This window comes from Helicobacter cinaedi PAGU611 (assembly GCF_000284635.1).
GTDB lineage: Bacteria > Campylobacterota > Campylobacteria > Campylobacterales > Helicobacteraceae > Helicobacter_C > Helicobacter_C cinaedi.
Genome location: NC_017761.1, coordinates 862300 through 881216, shown reverse-complemented (window position 1 = coordinate 881216; position 18917 = coordinate 862300). Strand labels below are relative to the sequence as shown.

Here is an 18917-nt window from a genome sequence, read left to right as displayed (position 1 = left end):
AATGTCTTTTGCTTAATCGGCATAAACAAAAAGAACTTTAGCAAAGGATGCAAAAATGAGTTTTAGGATAAACACAAACATCTCCGCCCTAACTGCCCACACCATTGGTGTGCAAAATAATAGAAGTCTGCATAGCTCACTTGAAAAGCTAAGCTCTGGTTTGCGACTAAATAAAGCCGCAGATGACGCTTCAGGTATGGCGATTGCCGATAGTTTGCGAAGTCAAAGTGAGAGCTTGGGACAAGCTGTAAGAAATGCCAACGACGCTATTGGTATGATTCAAGTAGCTGATAAGGCAATGGACGAGCAGCTTAAAATCTTAGATACCATTAAGACTAAAGCCATTCAAGCCGCACAAGATGGGCAAAGCACAGAAACAAGAAAGGCATTGCAAAGTGATATTATCCGCCTTTTAGAGGAGCTAGACAATATCGCCAACACTACAAGCTACAACGGACAGCAAATGCTTTCCGGTGCATTTTCAAATAAAGAATTTCAAATCGGTGCTTACTCAAATACAACGGTCAAAGCCTCTATTGGTCCAACAAGCTCGGATAAAATAGGACATGTGAGAATGGAGAGTAGCTCCTTTGCAGGGGAGGGAATGCTTGCCTCTGGTGCTGCAAACAACCTAAGTGAAGTAATGCTAAAATTCCGCCAAGTTGATGGAAAGCACGATTTTGAACTTGAAACGGTAAAAATCTCTACTTCCGCTGGGACAGGCATTGGTGTTCTCACAGAAGTTATTAACAAACACGCCGATACACTAGGAGTGCGTGCTGCGTGGAATGTTATGGCAACAGGTGATGTGCCGGTTTTATCTGGAACGGTGCGTGGGCTTGTCATCAATGGTGTAACGATTGGGAATGTTAATGATGTGCGTAAAAACGACTCCGATGGGCGTTTGCTTAATGCGATAAATTCAATCAAAGAAAGAACAGGCTGTGAGGCTTACACAGATATTACAGGGCGGATAAATGTGCGTAGCCTTGATGGACGAGCAATTTCCATTCAAACAGAGGGCGATAGCGGTAAAGTCTTTGGTGGAGGGAACTTTGCTGGAATCTCCGGGACAGATCACGCCATTGTGGGGCGTTTGACACTTATTAGAACAGATGCAAGAGATATTATTGTAAGCGGGATAAACTTTAGCCACATAGGATTTCACTCCGCACAAGGCATTTCAGAATACACGGCTAATCTCCGCTCTGTGCGTGGAGAAATGGACGCTAATATCGCTTCAGCCTGTGGGGCAAATGCCAATGTCGCTCAAGCAAACCTGCATTTTGATGGTATTGGTGCTGGGGTTACAAGCCTTAAGGGAGCGATGGTTGTTATGGATATGGCAGAATCTGCACGGATTCAGCTCGATAAGCTTAGGGCAGATATTGGTTCAGCACAGATTCAGCTTGTTTCAACAATCAACAATGTCTCTGTTACGCAAGTTAATGTCAAAGCTGCAGAATCTCAAATCCGCGATGTGGATTTTGCTTCAGAATCTGCGACATTCTCTAAGCATAATGTTTTGGCACAAAGTGGTAGCTTCGCTATGGCTCAAGCTAATGCCGTGCAACAAAATGTTCTTAGACTGCTTCAATAATCGCCCTAAAGTTCTAATAACCTAAAACTTTAAGAATACGCTATGCAGGATTTTTTCTCTCTTAATCTTTCAGCTTTGGCGGTGCGTTCCCCCGCTCTTGCCTTAAAGCTTAAAGATTTTACTCCAAATCAAAACTATGAAGTGTTTCAAGGCAGTGATGTTTTAAATATTAATATCATTGATAAACGCACAAATACGCCTTTATTTCAACACAATCCCCTTGACGAGACAAATGCCAAAATCGCCGAGTTTGGAGCATACTCACACTATCCATATTTATATTTTTTTGGTGTAGGCAATGGTGTGCTGTTTAAGGTTTTGTTACAAAATGAGCTACTTAAACGCATAGTCGTGCTTGAGCCGGAATTAGAGCTACTTTTTATTGTGCTGCATTTTATGGATTTTAGCAAAGATATTTTAGAGCAACGCATTATGTTTCTTGATGCGACAAGTGTGGATTTCACACGCATTGATATTTTATTCTCCACTAATCGTGATGCGAAAATTTACTCCAAAGTCTATGATTTGCATTTGTTTAATGCCTATTATAACGCTTATGCGGATTTATATATCAAAATCAATCAGCTTTTTATCCGTGCTATTGAGCATAGTGTCATCAGTGTGGGGAATGATAGCCGAGATTCTATTGTTGGTATTCAACAGCATATACAAAATCTCCCAAGCGTGATTCAAAGCCCGACTTTGCTTGATTTACTCGCACAGATTAAAGGCAGAGATACAGCTATTATCGTAGCCACCGGTCCAAGCCTTAGCAAACAACTTCCGCTTTTAAAGCAGATTCAAGACTATGCGACTATCTTTTGCATTGACGCTTCATTGCCTATTCTCATAAGGGAGGGTATTAAGCCTGATATTGTCTTTTCATTAGAACGCGTAGAGCCAACGGCAAGATTCTATGAAGAGACGCCAAAGGAGGCAAGGGAGGGCATAGTCTTTGCGATTACTTCTATCGTGCATAAAAGGCTAAAAGACGCACTGCAAGGGGATTTGGTGCAATACTCACTGCGTCCATTTGGCTATACGAATTATTTTGAGATTGCTGAATATGGGTATTTGGGTATTGGTATGAGTGCGGCAAATATGGCTTATGAGCTAGTCGCTCACGCTAGATTCAAACGCTGCATTATCATCGGGCAGGATTTAGCCTTTGGGGAAGATGGCACTTCTCACGCTAAAAATGCTGTGTATGGTGCAAATGAGATAAATCCCAAAGCCATAGAGCAAAAGGGGCAAAAGGTTATGGTGGAAAAATATGGCGGTGGAGGCGAGGTAGAATCTACAATCGTGTGGAAGCTATTTTTAACATTCTATGAACGCGATATTGCTAATACCCCCTACCCCATTGAAGTGATTAACGCAACTGAAGGCGGAGCTAGAATCGCTGGGACAAAGGAGATTCCATTTGCCGAATCTATTAAACTCATTGACACTTCGCATAAAAAGCAGCCTATAAAACTCACCTACCCCACGCAAGAAATGTATGAAGCAAATCTTAAAAAAGTGCGACAAAAGACACTGGATTGGATTGAACTTGGGCTAAAAGACAAGGCATTTGTTGAAGAAGTGTTTTTGGAAGTAGCCGCACTCACAGAGCGATTTGAGCTGCTCAATAAAGAGGGGCGATTAGATGAGCTAGATTTAAAAGAGTTAGAAAAGTGCATTGATAGAATCCAAAAAGTTAAAGATTTGTTTGATAATAGGCGGTTTAGAGAATGCTTTATGGACGCGATACAATCTTATATCTTTCATCAAGAAATGGATATTGCTAAGATTCTTGTTATGCCTACAAATAGTGAAGAATCTAAGCTTAAGAAACAAGCCGAGCTTATTTATGCACACAAATATTGGCTTTTCTCCCTTGCTGGTGGTATGGATAGTGTGATTGAGGTTGTGAAAAAAGCGTATGAAACTTGGGAAGTGTAAAGTTTTTTTTAAGATTCTCATATTCCTCATTGCAAGATACTATCGTAGATTCAAACAAATGATAAAGCATAAGCCATATAAGCACCAAAAGGCAATGCCAAAACAAAAAAACTTGCAATAGCATAAAATACAAAAGGCGACTGGTTAAGAGGTTGGATAAGACTGCCCTGCCCCCTAGTCAAAGGGCAGAGCGTGGATAATCTTAGCAACACTTGACTACTATAAGACATAGTAGTATAATGGTAGCTAAGATTTTGGAGTAAATCTTATCCATTCTAGCCTCCTTTACAATAAAGTAGGCTATCACTTAAGAGGCTGCCACCTCTTAAGGACAACCTCAAAAAGGCATTGTATCACTTTCTCTTTAACTTTCATTATTTTTTGATTTTATGTTTAATGGCTATGCTAGGGTAGCGAGGCACTCTCTATACTAAATTGCGATTTTATTTTATCTCCTTAAGTTTTTCTAAATTCAAAGATTCTTTGCTTATAAGGCTACTTCCACGAACATTATTTGCCTTATAGTCATATACTCTAAATCCCGCATTTATGGCGTTTTCCCGCACTGCCCTGCTTTGGGAATAAGTGGTGATAATGCCCTGTGGGTGTAAAAGACGATAAAGCAAGGCAAAATATTCCTTGCTCCATAGAGTTGGATTTTTCTTAGGGCTAAACGCATCTTGAAAAATAATGTGAAACTCACCGCATAAATCCCGCTTAAGATTTTCCAAAAACACAAGTGTATCGCCTTTATAAAGATAAATCTCAAATTCCATATTGCCTATTTTCCCATCATATTGACTGACTTGCCTAGCAGATTCAAAATGCTTTAATATCTCTTCTAGCGGTAAAGTCTCACAAATAAAAGGCGGATAAGCAAGCTCCCTTAATGTGCGAAATACATTTTCATCAATTTCTGGCGAGTAGATTTTCACCTTACCCTTAAAGGGTGTTTTTAGAATCTGCCTGTTTGGAATCTGTTGTTGTGGAATCTGCCCTTTTGCGAGTGTGCTTAAAAGTGTCAAGGTGTTATAGCCTAAACCAAAGCATATATCAAGCACACATAAAGTATTTGAAGTATTTGGTAGATTCTCTAACGCATCGCCAAAGCACCCTACACTATGTGCTAAAGAGGGGTAAATATGTTTATAGAGCGTCTCATTCAACGCCCCATCTTTCAAGCTATGATAGCACTCATCAAACTTCGCATTATACGCACTCATAGAGCCATCGGCACTTTGACGAAAACTGATTGTATTATCCATTTTATACTTTATAAAGCTAAACTTTTAAAACCAAAGGCTATTTGGTTTTTTCCTCATTATTCACTTCATAGCCATTTTTGAGAATCCACCAGCTGAGTGCCGTAGCTTGCTCCAAGCGTCTGTAAAGCGATTTTGCTAATTCTTTATCATTATGTTGTGCTGTGCCTTCATTAAAATACTCTATCTCGCCATCTTTATTAGCGATAAATCTATCTGTGGCAATAGCAAAATACCCCAACGCACTATTTTTCTCACTCAACGCCATATTATCATTACTCACAAGCGGTGTGCCAAAGCTATGGTATGTATAGCCATTTGGTGCGATGAGTTCTACAATACTTGGAGTTATATCAATGTGAGAACCGATATTTGTAAGCTTTTTTATCTCAAGGCTTGGGGAATAGATAATGAGCGGAATAGTATTACTTGCCTTAAGTGCCGCACCCACCTTTGGATACTCTCTATCATAATGATCGCCTGTTACCACAAATAAGGAGTTAGGCAAGACTTTTGAAACCTCTTCAATAAAACGCGTAATCATCTTATCTTGATACCAAATATGCCCTATAAGGCGAGGATTCTTCTCTTTATATTTTGATGAGTTAGCAAAAAACTTTTCAATCTTTTTTAGCGGGACATTAAACTGCTCTAAAGGCACATCATAGGGTGGGTGGTTAGAGGTTGTGAGAATCATATTAAAGCTTGGCTTGTTGCGTTCTTTAAAAGTATTATCCCGCACGAGTGCAAAAAGATGATGATCATACGCTCCCCATAAGCCTTCATAAGGTGCAGAGTAGCCATTAAGCTTTGCATTTTCAATAATTTGGGTATTGTAATAAATCTTTTCAAAGCCCTGTGTGGCGGTGTATTGATCCAGCTTTTGCCAGATTCCACTTCCGCCATAATAAAAATTATTCTTATAGCCCAAATCTTTCATAATAAAGCCCGGAGCCGTTACAAATGAATCTAACGCACCAAGCACAGAATTCACCGGTATTTCAGTTTGAAAAAGCCCTGTAAGATGCACATCCATACTTTTAATCGTGCTTCCACCATTTTCTAAAAACACGCCAATCTTTGCTCCGTGATTATCATTAAGAAGTGATTTTAGCCCAGAAGTCAGTCCAAGATCATCAAATTCTTCATCAAAATGCCATTCGCTCAAACTTTCAGCCACGATATAGAAAACATACTCTATTTTTTCTCCGCTACTATTGCCAACCTTCTTTTCTAGCAAATCTTTAAGATTATACTGACTTTGTTTTGAATCTAGCTCAAAATACTCTTCTACAACCTCAAGCGGACTTTGCGAAGTATAATCACTAAAGCGTGAATTTGAAATCTTGGCATATCCACGATACACAAGATACAAATCCCTAAATGCCCCGGGCGAAGCCTTACGCAAAAAGGTATTTTCCACAGGCTTTAAGGCTTGATCTAAACTTATGCCCTTAAAACTAAAAGCAGAATTAATACAAATCATCATCATAAACGCAAATAAAACAAAAAGGATAAGACTAGCAAGGGCAGATTCTTTGCGTGTTGAACGAGAGCGGATAGAGCTTAGCGGATCTCTGCCATACTCACGCGTGATTTTCCCAGATATTTTTGTATATATCCACATAAACACAAGGCTAAGAAAAAGCCAAAGCAACACCTTTGAAGTAATGCCATACTGCCCACTTATGCCTGTGTGAAAAATCGCTTTTTGATCATCAAAAATAAGTCCTAGTAAATTAGCATTAAATACATCATTATAAATTTGGTAAAAAACAATCTCCGAAATACCTATAAATAAAGTCAGCACAACGGCAATTAACGCATATATCCACAGCACAAACCAACGAAATTCCGTCCAAAAAAATAATAGCCCAAGCACAAAATATGCAAGGCTTAGCCCCGCAATATGTCTTGAATCATAACGCAATCCATTTAAAAAAGTATTCACATACTCCATATAGCTCTTAACTTCCCCAATTGCCCCGTGATACACCCCACTATACAGCACGAAACACAGCTTCATCACAAAAAACAAAACAAACAAAAATAACGCAAATACGATTGATTTGACAAGTAGTTTTTCAAGCCACTTTTTTTCCATTCTTCACCCCACCAAAGATTCTATACACAAAGCAAAAGCCACGCCACAAAGCCAACACTATGCACCCAACCCACAAAAACGGATCAATGCAATACTGCCAAATACTCATCTCACCTAGAATCTGCACTTGGTAAGCAATGATACAAAGGATTATTCCCCAGCCTGTTAGAGCGTTCAAGCTATAGGATATAATGGATATTACGCATAAAATAGAAAGCGTTATTCTAAACTCTAAATGGTAAATATCCACAAAACCATAGCCCAAGATTCCAAAAATTCCCAATGCTCCAAAATACAAGAAGATTCCAAGCACAATCCACACACATTGCACATTTGGTGGAAAAAATGGCTTATGCAAAAAGACTTGTAATTTCTGTTTTGAATCTTGCCTTACACAATCGCTTACCCAAAACCTTAGCAAATAATACAAGCATAGTAAAATTAACATCACGCTAGGCACATCAAATAGGGCATAGACATAATCACACAAGCTCCATTCCATAAAGGGTATATTAAAGAGAAAAATCCACGCTAGACTAAGCCCTGCTAGAAGTTTTTTTGAAGCAAAAACAAAAGAGAGACAGCACACAATTCCTGCAAGAGTAATGATATTTAGCCCAATGCTTATGGCGAGATTCACTTCTGCTCCCCTTGTGTGTGATAATATGTAGAATGTGTAGCATATTTTTTTAACATCGCCTTTGGCACAAAAGCCACACGAATATACAAACGCCCATAGGTATAAGCCACAGCGACATACTCGCTGCTCTCTGCCACACTTGGATAAGACACTTCATTACCTAAAAAAGAATCTAGCTTTAACACAGGCTCAAAGCTCATAGATTCTGAATCTAAGCTTTTTTCATTAAGATTCATAATCCACAGCTCCTCGCGTTTATTGCCATTCTCCCTTTGTGTTTGATTATGAAGCAAATATGTAGAATCTAAACTCCTAAAAAGCACGGAAGAAAAATCAAAACTCTGCAAATTACTCGACTTTGGGCTTTGGCAAAGCTCATCGCATAATGATGTAAAAAGCACATTATTATACGCCTTGTGATTGCGATACACACCAAAGGCAGTATGCAAATCTAATGGAATGAAGCTCGGCTGAAGCTGTGAGTGAAGCTCTAAAGGCTTTGTAATAGAATCTAGCTGTAATGTGGGGCTAAAATCAAGCAAAAGCGGATATTTATTTGCAAGCTCGTGGTAGATTGGCAAAATGAATCCGCCATCTTCTTTTAACATCGGCGGTGTGCGGACAAGATGAGAAAAATTAAAAAACGGGCCTAAATGTAGCTCCCTAACAAAGCTAAGATTTTGCAATGTTGAATCTAAACACAACCAATAGATTTTACTTGTAGCCCAGCCGCCTAGACTTACTCCCACAACAAACAAATGCACCCGATTTTGCCTATCCACAAAAGTGATAGGATTGCCTAGCTTTTTTATAAATTTTCCACTAAGTTGGGATAGTTTTTGTGCGTCTAAAAGGCGGTGTGGCTCACTCCAAGTGCCAAGATTCTTATTTTTTAGGGTGCTATTATCTAAAGTCTTATTTTGAGATTCAAAAGTAAAAAAACTTTGATAAATCCCCACATCTCTAGCCCCTTCCCTACTCCCTGCAAAATACAGCAGCATAAAGTCCTTATCACTCACGGAGCTAACATTTGTAATCGCACTTGCGTGAGCGGAGATTTGTGTATTTGGAATATCAAAATAGGTAATAGAATCTAAAGCGTGTGAGCTTGTAGCTAGAGATTCCCGCTTTGAATCTTTTGGAAAAATGGGTGCAGAAACAAGGGTGTGTTTGCTTAAATCAAGCGTAGTTTTAGGGCTTTCATCGGTGGCAATACACCACCAAGCACACAAAAGCAAAACCCCAATAAAACTTACACTTCCCTTTCCCAGCATATTCTACAAAGGCTATCCACAAGAGATTCAAAGAAGTGTTTTAACAAACTTAGAAATACGCGCTATCCCCATTTCAAGCTGCTCTAAAGAACACGCAAAAGAAAGCCGCACAAAACCCTCCATACCAAAGGCACAGCCCGGCACTAACGCCACGCCTTGCTCTTTTAGCAATGCTTGGCAAAAGCCCATAGAATCTGTGCCATATTGAGGCAAGGCAGAGATATTGACAAAAAGATAAAACGCACCTTGTGGAGCTATAACGCTAAGATTTTGAATGTTATTAATCACATCACACGCAAAACGCATACGCTCTTCAAATGCCACTCGCATTTCTTCAATATCATTATCCGCCTCACCCTTTAGGGCTACCACAGCAGCCTTTTGTGTGATAGAGTTAATATTTGAAGTGCATTGACTTTGGAGATTGTCCATAAGCTTGACAAGATTCTTATCCTTACACGCCAAATAGCCCATACGCCACCCTGTCATCGCCACCGATTTGCTTAAACCATTAATGGTAATAGTGCGCTCACACATATCTTGGCTAATCACCGCAACAGAAGTGAATTTCACCCCATAAGTGAGCTTCTCATACATCTCATCACTCACAACCCATACATTTGTATCTTTTAGCACCTCTGCTAAGCCTTCTAGCTCCTCTTTAGTATAAACCATACCTGTTGGGTTAGAAGGGGTATTAAGCACAAAAATTTTTGTCTTTGGTGTAATGGCTTGTTGCAACTGCTTAGGCGTTATTTTAAAATTGCTTTGCTGTGAAGTCTCCACAAACACCGGCTTCCCACCGCTATAAGTTACAAGCTCTGGGTAAGTAACCCAATAAGGTGAAGGGATAATCACTTCATCACCAGAATCAATTAAAGCCTGAAAGACATTAAAAAGTGAATGTTTCGCACCATTACTCACAAGAATCTCATTCTTTTCATACGCCAATCCATTCTCACGCAAAAGCTTATTTTGAATCGCCTCTCGCAGCTCGGGAATCCCAGCCACCGCAGTATATTTTGTAAAGCCACTTTTTAACGCCCTTATAGCTTCATCTTTTATCACTTCTGGCGTGTCAAAGTCCGGCTCTCCAGCTGAAAAACTTAAAACATCTTGCCCTTGAGCCTTTAGCTCTCTAGCTAGTGTGCTTATAGCAATTGTTGTAGATTCTTGAAGCAGTTCCACGCGTTTGGCGTATTTGTGATTTTTCATTGTTTTTCTCCTTTTGTGTGGATTTATTCCTTAATGTCCGCAAGTTTTAGGGTAAATTCTATCTCACCCTTGCTTAAACGCATCTCTTTTGCAATCGCATCTATACTCCACCCATCGCGAAACATTCCTAAAATGCGTTTTTGGTCTATATTTGTGCTTGAGCTTGGGAAGTAGCCAAACTCGCGGATTTTCTCTTCTAAGCTTACAAGCTTCTCTTCAATATATGAACGCTCTTTATTAAATTGTGCTTCTAAAATCTCAATCTGCCGATACACGCTCACTAGCGAGTTATTTACCGCATCAGCAGATTCTGTTTTAATCTTGGTATTAAGTGCGGTAGAACTTAGCTGACTTTCAAGCTCACTATCTTTAATCCACTTGTGAATCTTAAAAATCTCTCCGTTAATATCTTCCATACCCTTTTCAAATCGGCGTATGCGTTTATGTAGCTCCAAAGAACGACTATAACTCAAAAATGCCACCAAACACACAATTGCTATGGATACAAGCGAGACAATCATCGCCATAGAACTCATTGAAACCCCAAACATCACTCCACTCCTTTCAACGCACTTTTAGAATCTAAAATCATTAATCGCTCCATTTGTACCACAAAGCTATCAAAATCCACAACATCGCTTTGATGAATCTGCGTAAAAACAACAATCCTTTCATCAATAGCCTTTGCAAAAATACCGACATAACGCTTTGGAAAGGCATTTAAAATATCCGCAAATAATATTCCTGTCCCTTTTCAAAGACATTCTCCGGCATACATAGCACACTATGTCCCACGAAGTTTGCTATGCCCTCCCCACTCAAAGACACATAGGCAAAGCTTTTATTTAATAGAATCTGCTCAATATTTTCTACCTTTTGATACAGCTCCACAAGTAATTCAAGCAAGACTTCATCGGTATCTTCTAGGCGATTTTTAGATTTATTTTTATTGAGCCATTGTGTGATAGAGCCATAGCGATGTTGAGAGAGTGCGATAAACTCTTTTCTATACGCTTCTAGATTCTCTTCTGCCTTTGCAAAGGCTACTTCAATCTCGCAAGGCACAATCCGCGTTTGTATCCCTTGGGCTTGTAATATTCCCTTAATATCCATTACATTTTCTCCATAAGAATCTAGCCCACCACAGAATTTAGCAAAATACATACAAAAAATATAATACCCAAATATCCATTTGTAACAAAAAATGCCTTGGGTATGTTTTTAAGATGCACACTTACAAGATATTGCTCATAGCTTAGCATTAACGCCCCTAGCCCTACGCCTATCCACGCAACTACCCCAAGATGAGCCTCATACACAAAGCAGCCCCAAAAAAGCACCGCTACAATATGACACAAACGCGAAATCCACAATGTCGCTCTAAGCCCAAAATACGCAGGTATAGAGTGGAGATTCTTAGCCTTATCAAAGTCCATATCCTGAATGGAATATAATAAATCAAACCCAGCCACCCAAAACAGCACACCAAGAGAGAGTAAAACACTCCACAAAGGCACTTCTCCCATAACGGCAATTACCCCAGCAATAGGTGCTAGTCCCAAGCACACGCCAAGCACCCAATGAGCCACGGCACTGAAACGCTTTGTATAGGAATAAAACGCCAAAATGGCTAAAAATGGCACACTCAAATAAAACGCAAGAGTATTAATCAAATACGACACCGCCACAAAAAGCAGTGCGTTTATAATATTAAAAGCAATAAGGGCAGATAGCTTAATGCGTCCATCAACACTTGGTCGGCTATTTGTGCGGAGATTCTGTGCGTCAATATCTCTGTCTTTAAATCGGTTAAAACCCATTGCAAAATTTCTAGCAGTGATTAAAGCTAAAACACAGAGCAGGAATGTTTCCCAGCCACACCACGCAACACCATATTGCTGCATACTCGCTACAACCATAGCAATAAGGATAAAACTGCTTGAAAAAATGGTATGTTCAAATGCGACAAGCTCACTGAAATTTTTAATCTGTTTGCTTAAATTCTGCAAAACACTCATTGTGCGGATTCCTTAGTTTTTGTTCTTATTTTTCAATAACTTTAAGGGTAGAAAAGCAGGATTCTAAAATACCTTACCAAAAAATAAGCTAAAACTCTTGCAAAATAACGCAAAATCGTTTAATATATCGCCTTTAAAGCCCAAATGAAATATTTTCTAAGTTTGGAAATCTCAATGTATAGAATCTTTACAGATTTCATAGATTTATGGGCATAGGCAACCACCGCTTTATATTTTACACAGGGCAAGGATTTAACATTATGGATAAGTTCAGTTACATAGATATAGGCATTATTGTTTTGCTTATTTTGCTTTCACTCAAGGGTATTTGGCAGGGAATTATACGAGGATTGGCAAGTTTTTTAGGTATTTTGCTTGGGATATTTTTTGCTTCAAGATTCTATGATGGGCTTGGCGAGTGGTTTGCGATAAATATTTACAATCTCGGCTCCCCAGAGCTAAACGCCCTTGTAGGCTTTGTGATTATTATCACGCTCATTTGGGCGGGGTTTTTACTCCTTGGGGAGATTTTATTCCGTATGGTGCGATTTACGCCGCTTGTGAGCGTTGATGTGGCTTTGGGCTTGGCTTTTGGATTCTGCAAGGCGTTTTTGCTTTTATCCATTATTGTTTTTGGAATCTCACAAATCGCGTGGCTTAAGAACTTTTCACAAAATGTTGAACAAAATAGCTCTATTTTTCCTATGATGAAAAATCTCTCTATCAAAATTATGAATCTTGAGCAGATTCAGGAAGTGAAAGAGAATCTCAACCTTGACAAGAAGCTTAATAATGCTGAAGATGAAATTAAGGATTTGAGCGAGAATCTTGAAAAAGCTAGGCAAAAGGCTATTGAAGAAGCGGAGAATCTTTTACAAAATCAAACTAGAGAAACTCAAAGCCAAGATTCCAATGACAAATCTACACAACTAGAAAGGCAATAAATGTTTTCTAATTTTTACATACAGCAACGCATTAAAAAAATGCAACTTATGCGTGAGGAGGGCTTGAATCCTTATGCGAATGACACAAAACGCACCATAAGCAATAATGACTTTTTACAAAAATATGCTTTTCTAAAATCCCAAGAGCAAGGGGCAGAGAGTGCAGATTCTAGCTCAACAAAATCTCAACCCATAGAATCTATTGTGGGGCGAGTGCGATTTATCCGTCTTATGGGCAAGGCGTGTTTTGTGAAGATTCAAGATGAAAGCGGGGTGCTTCAAGCTTATATCTCAAAGAACGATGTGGGCGAAGATTTTGCGTATATCAAAAAGATATTAGAAGTGGGGGATATAATCAATGTATCAGGTTATGCGTTTGTAACTAAAACCGGGGAGCTAAGTATCCACACGCTAAGCTTTAAGATTCTAAGCAAAAGTATCGTGCCACTGCCGGAGAAATTCCACGGGCTAAGCGATATAGAGTTGCGTTACCGCCAACGCTATGTGGATTTGATTGTAAATGAGAATGTCAAAGAAACCTTTAAATTACGCAGTAAAATCATCTCGTGTGTGCGGCAGTTTTTTGAAAAAAAAGGATTTTTAGAAGTAGAAACGCCTATGCTTCACCCAATCCCCGGCGGTGCAAATGCGCGTCCTTTTATCACACATCATAATGCCCTTGATGTGGAGCGGTATTTACGCATTGCCCCAGAGTTATATCTTAAAAGGCTTATTGTAGGCGGATTTGAAACCATTTTTGAGCTGAATCGTAATTTTCGCAACGAGGGAATGGACCACTCGCATAATCCCGAATTTAGTATGATTGAATTTTACTGGGCGTATAAGACTTATGAAGATCTCATCACACTCACCCAAGAGCTTTTTACATATCTTTTAGAAGAGCTTAAACTCCCTAAGATTCTAAAGCACAACGACACAGAGATTGACTTTAGCAAATGGCAGATTCTAAGCTACAAAGAAGCCTTAGAATCCATAGGCGGATTAGATAAACATATCATTGAAAACAAGGAATTATTGCTTCAAACACTCCAAGAGAGACATCTCAAGATTGATAGTTCTTTCAGCTATGGAAAGCTTTTGGGAGAGGCATTTGATGAGTTTGTAGAATCTAAACTTATCAATCCCACTTTTATCACGCAATATCCCATTGACATTAGCCCACTTGCAAGACGCAATGATGAGAATCTAGAGATTGCTGATAGGTTTGAGCTTTTTATCGGTGGTAAGGAAATAGCCAATGGATTTAGTGAGCTAAATGATCCACTTGACCAGCTTGAGCGTTTTAAAGAACAAGTCAAGGCAAAGGACGCAGGAGATGAAGAGGCTCAATATATGGACGAAGATTATGTATGGGCTTTAGCACACGGAATGCCCCCAACTGCGGGTGAAGGCATAGGGATTGATAGGCTAGTTATGCTTTTAAGCGATGCAAAAAGCATTAAAGATGTGATTTTATTCCCTGCTTTAAAGCCAAGTAAAACAAATTTTGATATAATGCCAAGCGATGATACTGCTCAAGCCAATCAAGGAAGCCCAAATCACGCAAATAAGGAGAAATGATGAACTACGCAATAAAAGAGCAAGATCCTGAAATTTATGAACTCATAGAAAAAGAATTTGAAAGACAAAATGATCACTTGGAGATGATAGCAAGTGAAAATTTCACATTTCCTAGCGTTATGGAAGCTATGGGTAGTGTTTTGACAAACAAGTATGCTGAAGGCTATCCTTTTAAGCGTTATTATGGTGGCTGTGAATTTGTAGATAAGATCGAAGAGATTGCTATCAATAGGGCAAAACAACTTTTTGGAGCAAGTTTTGCCAATGTCCAGCCTCATTCAGGCTCACAAGCTAATGCAGCTGTGTATGCTGCGCTCCTTAAACCTTATGATAAGATTCTAGGAATGGATCTAAGCCACGGCGGACATCTCACACACGGAGCAAAAGTCAGCAGCTCTGGACAACTCTATCAAAGCTTTTTTTATGGTGTGGAGCTTAATGGCTACATTGATTATGATAAACTCGCACTTCAAGCCCAAGTCGTTAAGCCAAATATCCTTGTGTGTGGATTTTCAGCTTATACGCGTGAGCTTGATTTTAAGCGATTGCGTGAAATTGCGGATTCTGTTGGGGCTTTGCTTATGGGTGATGTAGCCCATATAGCTGGGCTTGTAGTGGCTGGAGAGTATCCAAATCCTTTTCCACATTGCCATATCGTTACGACAACAACACACAAAACATTGCGGGGACCACGCGGTGGGGCTATTCTTACAAATGATGAAGAGCTAATGGCAAAGATTAACAAAGCTGTGTTTCCGGGGATTCAGGGCGGACCGCTTATGCATGTTATAGCTGGTAAGGCAGTAGGGTTTAAAGAGAATCTTAAGCCCGAATGGAAAGTGTATGCCAAGCAAGTTAAGGCTAATATCCAAGCTCTAGCAAAGGTGTTATTACAACGCAATTATAATCTTGTAAGTGGAGGGAGCGAAAATCACCTTGTGCTTATGAGCTTCCTTAATAACGACTTTAGCGGTAAAGATGCGGATTTAGCCCTTGGTAATGCAGGAATCACTGTGAATAAAAACACTGTTCCGGGAGAAACGCGATCTCCTTTTGTTACAAGCGGTATAAGAATCGGCTCTCCAGCTCTCACGGCAAGGGGTATGAAAGAGAAAGAATTTGAGCAAATCGCCAAGTGGATTGCTGATATTCTTGATGATATTTCAAATGTTGATTTACAGCAAAAAATCAAAAAAGAGATCAAAGATTTTTCAAAAGATTTTAGAATCTATGAACGACCAATTTTTTAGGGGGTAAATTGTGACAGAAATGGATCTGAAACTGATAAAAATGGATACTTCCCATTATTATCAGCGTGTCAGCGGACTAGGCAAAAAGGTAAGTCATATGGGGCGGATTCTCTATGATAAATATGAGCGAGTGGATTCTATGCTGACTTCTATGCTGATTAATAAGCATTTTCGCAAAGAGATTACAATTGCTCATTCACTTTTGCTTGGCAAAGGCACGAAGGTTGAAAATATCGTCTTTGACTATAATGGGCGGAATCCAGAGAGATTCTATCATCGCGCACAGCTACTTTTGCGTGAAGAGGGCTTTTTGAACTTTACTGCTTTTTCTACAAAGACTCCGGGACATTTACATCTTTATGTGCATAAAGGACATACGGAGATTAACGAGGGTAAGCGACTTATTAAAACGCTTTCAATGAAGTTAGCCCAGCATTGTCCAAAGGAATGGAGAGTATTTCCAAATGATGAAATGCCTTCATATTTTAATATTTTGTGCCTACCCTATGATGTCTATGCAAAAGAGCGTGGGGCATCTTGGGCAAGACATATGTAAGCAAAAAACCCTAAACTAAGGAGAAAAAATGGAAACAAAACGAGAATTAAATGATATTTTAATCAATGATGATGATTTGCAACAACAAAATCGCACCAAAAAGCTTATGATGATGGTGGGAGTAGCTATCATCATTTTATGTATTTTAATTGCGGTGATTTTTGTTATCACCCGCGATGAAGAGGATCTTAGTGAAAAAACCATAGCAGACAACAACGGCTTGACCTCAATGGGATCTACCCCTATCCAAGAGCCACAAAATGGTGGTTTTGTAAATGTGCCTATTGACAATAATACAGGTAGTGATGATAGGTTTCAGCAGATTCTTGATGATATTCGCAACCGCAATGGCGATTCAAACAATCAAGTGGCGCAAAACACAACACAGCAGCCCACTGCTCCCAGCACTCCACCACTAACAACACCTATACAAAACCAACCCAAACCTACGCAACAAACCACCCAGCCTAAGCCTACACAGCAAACAAGCCAAAATAAACCTGTATTGCCAAACAACACAACATCAACCAAAAAACCGGAGCCGTCTAAACCAGCTCAAACAACAAGTAACACAACTTCTACAAACACAACTAAAAAGCCAGAGTCAGCCAAATCCGCTCCAGCACCTACTCAAACTCAAACACCAAAGCCACAGCCTACCCAAACAGCTACGCCTACAAATAGCGTTGCCAATGCTTTTGAAGGTGTCGCCACCTCCCCTATGGATCGCTCAAAAAATGGGCAAGTCGCCACAAAAGGCTTTTATGTGCAAGTAGGCTCTTTTGCCAACAAACCAAGTGAAGAGTTTTTAAAGAAAATAGGCAATTACAGCTACCGCGTATATGCAGGGACATCAAGCAATGGACAACAAACGACAAAATATCTCATCGGTCCATATAATTCACGCACAGAAGCGGCTAGAGATTTGCCAAATTTTAAAAGCCTTGTAGCTGATCCGGTGCATTTTGAAGTTAAATAACACAAATAATACTAAATAATTTATGAGCCAAACGCCTAGTAAAACCTTTGGATTAGTCGGTGTGGGTGGCTTTGTCGCTCCTAGACATCTTCAAGCCATTAAGCAAAATAATGGTACGCTTCTTTGTGCGATTGACAAACACGATTCTGTGGGAATCTTAGATAGCTATTTCCCACAGACTGATTTTTTTACAGAATCCGAACGCTTTGAATGCCACCTTGACAAACTCAAACGCACTAGCACACCGCTTGATTATCTTAGTATCTGCTCTCCAAATCATCTGCACGATACGCATATCCGCCTTGCTTTGCGGAATGGTGCTTCAGCGATTTGTGAAAAGCCCCTTGTGCTTAATCCTTGGAATCTAGACGCACTCTTATTAGCTCAAAACGAAACAAACAAACACATTTACAGCATTTTGCAACTCCGTTTGCACCCAAGCATTCTCTCACTTAAAACACGCATAGAGCAATCAAGCAAAGATTCTGTGTTTGATATTGATTTAAGCTATATTACCGCTAGGGGCAAGTGGTATTTTCACTCGTGGAAGGGAGATGAAAGTAAGAGTGGTGGGGTTGCGACTAATATTGGGGTGCATTTTTTTGATATGCTGATTTGGATTTTTGGCGATATAGAGCAAAGCATTGTGCATTATCGCTCTGCTTCAAGCGTGAGTGGAATCTTAATATTAAAGAAGGCAAGGGTTAGGTGGTTTCTCTCCATTGATGAAAATCTCTTGCCCCAGCATATAAGAGAGCAAAATAAAAGAGTGTATCGCTCCTTGTCTTTACAAGGCGAAGAGTTTGCCTTTAGCGATGGGTTTAATGATTTACACACGCTAAGTTATACGAAGATTTTAAATAATGAAGGCTTTAGCTGCGAAGATTCAAGAAAGGCTATTGAGCTTACTTATCATATTAGAAATGCCACGCCCATTGGATTACAGGGCGATTATCACCCCTTAAACAAAAGGCTTTAAATGGCGGTTTTTATCCATGAAAGTAGCATTATTGATGAAAATGTCATCATCGGTGAGGGCAGTAAGATTTGGCATTTTTGCCATATTCTAAGTGGGAGCATTATAGGTAAAAACTGCTCTTTAGGGCAAAATTGTATGGTAGGCAAAAATGTCATCATTGGCGATAATCTCAAGGCACAAAATAATATCAGCATATATCAGGGGGTAAGAATCTGCGATGATGTGTTCTTGGGACCAAGTGTAGTTTTTACAAATGTCATTAACCCCAGAGCTTTTATCTCGCGTAAAGATAGCTTCCGCCCTACCCTTATCAAAAACGGAGCTTCCATCGGGGCAAATGCGACAATCATCTGCGGTGTGGAGATTGGCGAGTATGCACTCATTGGTGCAGGAAGTGTGGTAACAAAAAATGTGCCGGACTTTGCCTTGTGTGTGGGGAATCCTGCAAGGCAAATCGCTTGGGTAGATAAGGCAGGAAATAGGCTTACATTTAATGAAGAAAATCTAGCCTATGATAGTTATGATAACACCGCTTATCGCCTTGATGACAATAGAATCTTAAAGGTATGAA

General features: G+C 39.6%; 17 protein-coding genes. 9 read left to right on the top strand and 8 right to left on the bottom strand.

Features of this window, described 5'->3' with window-relative positions; all coding sequences use genetic code 11:
* Positions 1-55: 55 nt before the first annotated feature.
* Together HCN_RS04445 and HCN_RS04440 are read left to right on the top strand one after the other, a co-directional pair.
* The gene (locus tag HCN_RS04445) at positions 56-1600 is read left to right on the top strand and encodes a flagellin B (RefSeq protein ID WP_002956760.1); all 1545 of its coding nucleotides are present in this window, start codon (positions 56-58) and stop codon (positions 1598-1600) included.
* Positions 1601-1642: 42 nt separating this feature from the next.
* The gene (locus HCN_RS04440; RefSeq protein ID WP_014666684.1) at positions 1643-3544 is read left to right on the top strand and encodes a motility associated factor glycosyltransferase family protein; all 1902 of its coding nucleotides are present in this window, start codon (positions 1643-1645) and stop codon (positions 3542-3544) included.
* Positions 3545-3987: 443 nt separating this feature from the next.
* On the opposite strand, the gene HCN_RS04435 is transcribed toward HCN_RS04440, so the two are convergent.
* The 8 genes from HCN_RS04435 to mqnP form a co-directional block, all read right to left on the bottom strand.
* Positions 3988-4809 carry a tRNA (5-methylaminomethyl-2-thiouridine)(34)-methyltransferase MnmD gene (locus tag HCN_RS04435; protein WP_014666683.1) on the bottom strand — a complete coding sequence of 274 codons (822 nt, stop codon included), beginning with the start codon at positions 4807-4809 and terminating at the stop codon, positions 3988-3990.
* 37 nt (positions 4810-4846) lie between these two features.
* The gene (locus HCN_RS04430) at positions 4847-6910 is read right to left on the bottom strand and encodes an LTA synthase family protein (RefSeq protein ID WP_230197916.1); all 2064 of its coding nucleotides are present in this window, start codon (positions 6908-6910) and stop codon (positions 4847-4849) included.
* On the bottom strand, positions 6891-7550 hold the full coding sequence (locus HCN_RS04425; RefSeq protein WP_002956765.1) for a hypothetical protein: 660 nt from the start codon (positions 7548-7550) through the stop codon (positions 6891-6893). The genes HCN_RS04430 and HCN_RS04425 overlap by 20 nt, the downstream gene beginning before the upstream one ends.
* Positions 7547-8824, bottom strand: coding sequence for a sialidase family protein (locus tag HCN_RS04420; RefSeq protein WP_232501879.1), 1278 nt, complete (start codon positions 8822-8824; stop codon positions 7547-7549). The genes HCN_RS04425 and HCN_RS04420 overlap by 4 nt, the downstream gene beginning before the upstream one ends.
* A 27-nt stretch (positions 8825-8851) precedes the next feature.
* A complete protein-coding gene (locus tag HCN_RS04415) occupies positions 8852-10039 on the bottom strand; it encodes a pyridoxal phosphate-dependent aminotransferase (RefSeq protein ID WP_014666681.1) in 1188 nt (395 codons plus the stop codon).
* Positions 10040-10062: 23 nt separating this feature from the next.
* Positions 10063-10590, bottom strand: coding sequence for a hypothetical protein (locus tag HCN_RS04410; protein ID WP_014666680.1), 528 nt, complete (start codon positions 10588-10590; stop codon positions 10063-10065).
* Between the two features lie 169 nt (positions 10591-10759).
* The gene (locus HCN_RS04405; RefSeq protein ID WP_232501878.1) at positions 10760-11203 is read right to left on the bottom strand and encodes a hypothetical protein; all 444 of its coding nucleotides are present in this window, start codon (positions 11201-11203) and stop codon (positions 10760-10762) included.
* Positions 11173-12057, bottom strand: a complete 885-nt coding sequence (gene mqnP / locus HCN_RS04400; protein WP_014666678.1) for a menaquinone biosynthesis prenyltransferase MqnP — start codon at positions 12055-12057, stop codon at positions 11173-11175. Before mqnP ends, HCN_RS04405 begins: the two co-directional genes overlap by 31 nt.
* Before the next feature lie 260 nt (positions 12058-12317).
* On the opposite strand from mqnP, the gene HCN_RS04395 reads away from it, so the two are divergent.
* Genes HCN_RS04395 through HCN_RS04365 form a run of 7 tightly spaced genes read left to right on the top strand, consistent with a single transcriptional unit; the run spans position 12318 to position 18916 of the window.
* Positions 12318-13001 carry a CvpA family protein gene (locus tag HCN_RS04395; protein WP_002956771.1) on the top strand — a complete coding sequence of 228 codons (684 nt, stop codon included), beginning with the start codon at positions 12318-12320 and terminating at the stop codon, positions 12999-13001.
* Positions 13002-14582, top strand: a complete 1581-nt coding sequence (gene lysS, locus HCN_RS04390) for a lysine--tRNA ligase (protein ID WP_014666677.1) — start codon at positions 13002-13004, stop codon at positions 14580-14582. It begins immediately after the preceding gene.
* On the top strand, positions 14582-15832 hold the full coding sequence (locus HCN_RS04385) for a serine hydroxymethyltransferase (RefSeq protein ID WP_014666676.1): 1251 nt from the start codon (positions 14582-14584) through the stop codon (positions 15830-15832). The genes lysS and HCN_RS04385 overlap by 1 nt, the downstream gene beginning before the upstream one ends.
* 10 nt (positions 15833-15842) lie before the next feature.
* Entirely contained in the window at positions 15843-16388 is a 546-nt protein-coding gene (locus HCN_RS04380) for a DUF1882 domain-containing protein (RefSeq protein ID WP_014666675.1), read from the top strand.
* Positions 16389-16416: 28 nt separating this feature from the next.
* Positions 16417-17367, top strand: a complete 951-nt coding sequence (locus HCN_RS04375) for an SPOR domain-containing protein (RefSeq protein WP_014666674.1) — start codon at positions 16417-16419, stop codon at positions 17365-17367.
* Between the two features lie 22 nt (positions 17368-17389).
* Positions 17390-18346 carry a Gfo/Idh/MocA family oxidoreductase gene (locus HCN_RS04370; RefSeq protein WP_014666673.1) on the top strand — a complete coding sequence of 319 codons (957 nt, stop codon included), beginning with the start codon at positions 17390-17392 and terminating at the stop codon, positions 18344-18346.
* Positions 18347-18916 (top strand): acyltransferase, encoded by a 570-nt coding sequence (locus HCN_RS04365; protein WP_002956780.1) that lies wholly within the window; start codon positions 18347-18349, stop codon positions 18914-18916. It begins immediately after the preceding gene.
* Position 18917: the final 1 nt, after the last annotated feature.